The organism is Clostridium sp., assembly GCF_051656525.1.
In the GTDB taxonomy this organism is placed as follows: domain Bacteria; phylum Bacillota; class Clostridia; order Clostridiales; family Clostridiaceae; genus Clostridium.
Map to the genome: position 1 here is coordinate 1 of NZ_JBOGCC010000401.1, position 3,368 is coordinate 3,368.

Here is a 3,368-nt window from a genome sequence, read left to right on the forward strand (position 1 = left end):
ATAGCACCCATTCCACCATATCTTATATGATTTTCTGATAATAAATTTTGAGAATACATATCTATTTGTGTTCCATCTGCTGCAACTACATTAATATCTCCCCATATTTTAGGTAATGAACATTTATTATATTCATTAACAATATCAGCAATTGCTCTATCTAATTTATCTTCACTAATATGCCTTTTATTTGTAAAATGTATCATATGAGGTGTTATATTGCCTCTAATATGTTTTGAAGTTTGTGTTGGTCCCATATTTGAACCATATCCAAAAGTTAAAACTATATACCGTTCTTTAGGATTTTTAAGTTTGGGTTCCGAGCCAGAGATTGGACCAAAATGTTTAGTATATCCTACCCAATGTTCCACATTACAAAGAATTTCCATCATATTTCTCTCAGGCATATACTGTTCTATTTTTCTCTTAAATTCTTTGATTTTAACGGTATCACGAGTACTATTTTTACGCCTTAAGATGACTTCTCCATCTGCTTGTATAGAAAGTTCAACATTATCATCATAATTATTATTAACGTGCCTACATTTATCTGTAAGCATAGACTGCAAATTCTCTATAAAACAATCTTTTCCTATAGGAATATTAATTTCTTTACAATAATCATCCAATAATGGAATGCACTGATCCCAAGTAAGTAATTGTTCTCTATAATCAGCATATTCATCAGAATCATTAGCATAAATATCACCTGTTTTAAATTCAGAGGCTATATATGAAAATACACAAATTTCAAAATACCTTCTAAAAAAAACATCTTTTCCATCCAATTTACTTTTAATAATCTTTTGCCATTTTTGATTAGCAAAAGATAAATCAATGGTTGCATCTATAAATTCAGATTTCCGAGATTCATTAGAAAGTAAATACTCTATAGCCTTAACTAATGACTTATTATCGGTTGTAGAACCTATAGATAATATATTTAGAATCTGAAAAAAAGTTTTTCTATGACTTTTAAATGACTTCCATAATAACGGATAATAATTTTTATTATTATAAGCAGTTATTTCTGTGCAATCTTTAATTAATACTTCATAACCACCATTTCTAGTTACTATATTTTTAAAATTATCTGCAAAGTCATTTTTATTAGCACATTGATAAGAAGTTAATAACATCTCTTGTAAAATCTCAATCATACTTTCTGTTTTCCCTCTTTGATTATCTAACATCAACTCAAGATTCTCTTTAGCTTTGTTATGTATTTTTCCAATTCTTTTAATAAACATAGTAATCATATCATCTAATGTTTTAACTGTATTATTATATATAAAGCAAATTAGTATAGTATTTCTTTTAGAATCTGAAATTTTTTTCATTTCAGCTGCATCTAAAGCTTTAGCTTGTGATGCGAAGTATTTAATTTTAGCTGGATGAATATCCTTTATAATATTTTCACCACATTTTAATCCTTTTAAGTATAAATAGTTATTTTTAATTGATTTCATATTGTTCAATGTAGGGCTTTTAGGTAGTTCTTTTATATAATTAAAAAGTGATTTACCTTGCTCATCAATTTCAAGAATAAATTTTAAAGATTCTTTATCAAATTCACTTAATTTAAGTGCTACATTATCAAAGATTGTATTATTTATTTCATTTCGCTTAGTACTAATTATTCTATCTAGAGTACTAAATGAAGGTAGTTCACAATTATTTTTGATTAAACTTTCAATAACTGCATTAAATACATCAGCTGGATTTTCCATTATTGGCTCAAAATCTTCAACTGTTTTAATTGCTAATTCTTTTATATATCTTAAGTCATCTTTTATATTTAATTCTTGTTTGATAATGCTTTTATACTTATATAATGTTTTTTCTGATATTAATAAATTTTCTTTAATATCTAAATCAAATATAGTATTTATATATTTAATTATTTTAGTTGGGATATTACTGTATTTAGGGAAATATCTAAGTTTTTTAAACAACTTTAGAAATGTTAAAAAGGTAATTACTTGATTTAATCCTTTTACATGTCTATAAGCAAGTTGTATTTCTTGATTTGAAGGTGTATAGTATTTTAAAATTTCATCTTCAGCTATTTTGTCATTTAAAACTGGATAAATAGTACGATCTATTAATGCCACAAAAATCATTCCTTTACTGTTTTAATCACCATTTCAAAAAGTATACTTTTTGAAATGGTGATTAAATTATAATTATAGTCTTTCAAAAATTCAACATCTAGTATTATGAAAGATTTCAAAATTATAGTATAATTATTGAAAGACTTATTGTATTTTAAGGAGAATTATTTGATGAGAAAATTTTTTTATGCAAGAGTAAGTAGTACAGCTCAATCTTTAGATAGACAACTTGTCAACGCTAAACACCTTGGAATTGACAATGAATATATTTTTTTAGAAACAGCAAGTGGAAAAGACTTTAAAAGACCAGAATATCAGTTATTGAAAAGAATGCTTAGAGAAGGCGATATCCTGTATTTAAAATCTTTAGACAGGCTTGGAAGAAACAAGCAAATGATTTTAGATGAATGGAAGGAACTTGTGAAAGTGAAAAAGGTGGACATAATTGTTTTAGACATGCCATTACTAGATACTACTAAATATAAGAATATGAATGGATTAGAAAATCTAATTTCAGATATAGTACTTCAGCTTTTAAGTTATATGGCTGAAGATGAAAGAACTAGAATAAAAGAAAGACAAAGAGAAGGTATAAAAATTGCACTTAACAAAGGCGTAAAATTTGGAAGAAAGAAAATAGAAGTAGGTAATAATTTTGAACTTACCTATAATGATTGGAAAAATGGAAAAATTACAGCTGTTAAAGCAATGGAGCTTCTTAACCTAAAAAGTAATACATTTTATAGAAGAGTAAAAGAATATGAATCTATTAATTAAAAACAAAACCGGTATCTAATGGATTTAATTTCCATCAAGTTACCGGTTTTTACACGTATGTCGGCGTCCCCCCTCTATCTACTGGTTTAACACCTTTTGAACATTCGGAACATAAATATTCTCCGTTTTCTGCGATAAAACAATTATCATTTAAGTCTTTATTACACTTATTACAGCATTTCATTTTTTTCACCTCTAGTTATTTCTTAATTTTATTTTCTGTTATTTTATCTTTTTTGTCTAATTTTTATAACTTTATTTTTTATTATTAAATTTATTTTTATTAATGAATTTATTTATTTTTGTTTTTAATTCTAATGCATAATCCATATCTGTATATTTTAAAACTTTACTGCAGTTAGTTCTATTGTTGTTATTTAGCACTCTACACCATTTTTGCTTACCATATTTATTACTCATTTTTTCTCCTTTTAATTTATTAAAAAAAATAGCACCTGCTGGCATAGGTGCTATTTT

General features: G+C 25.7%; 4 protein-coding genes. 1 reads left to right on the forward strand and 3 read right to left on the reverse strand.

The features are described from left to right. Positions 1 to 2,114, reverse strand: a 2,114-nt coding sequence (locus ACRDDY_RS19480; protein WP_438566567.1) for a Tn3 family transposase, incomplete at its 3' end; no start/stop codon positions are given. A 171-nt stretch (positions 2,115 to 2,285) separates the two neighbouring features. Between ACRDDY_RS19480 and ACRDDY_RS19485 the strand changes: the two genes are divergently transcribed. After that, a complete protein-coding gene (locus ACRDDY_RS19485; protein ID WP_438566568.1) occupies positions 2,286 to 2,891 on the forward strand; it encodes a recombinase family protein in 606 nt (201 codons plus the stop codon). A gap of 49 nt (positions 2,892 to 2,940) precedes the next feature. Here the strand turns inward: ACRDDY_RS19485 and ACRDDY_RS19490 are convergent, their stop codons facing one another. Together ACRDDY_RS19490 and ACRDDY_RS19495 are read right to left on the reverse strand one after the other, a co-directional pair. After that, positions 2,941 to 3,075, reverse strand: coding sequence for a hypothetical protein (locus tag ACRDDY_RS19490; RefSeq protein WP_438566569.1), 135 nt, complete (start codon positions 3,073 to 3,075; stop codon positions 2,941 to 2,943). 71 nt (positions 3,076 to 3,146) lie between these two features. Continuing rightward, on the reverse strand, positions 3,147 to 3,368 hold a 222-nt coding region (locus ACRDDY_RS19495; RefSeq protein ID WP_438566570.1), incomplete at its 5' end, for a hypothetical protein.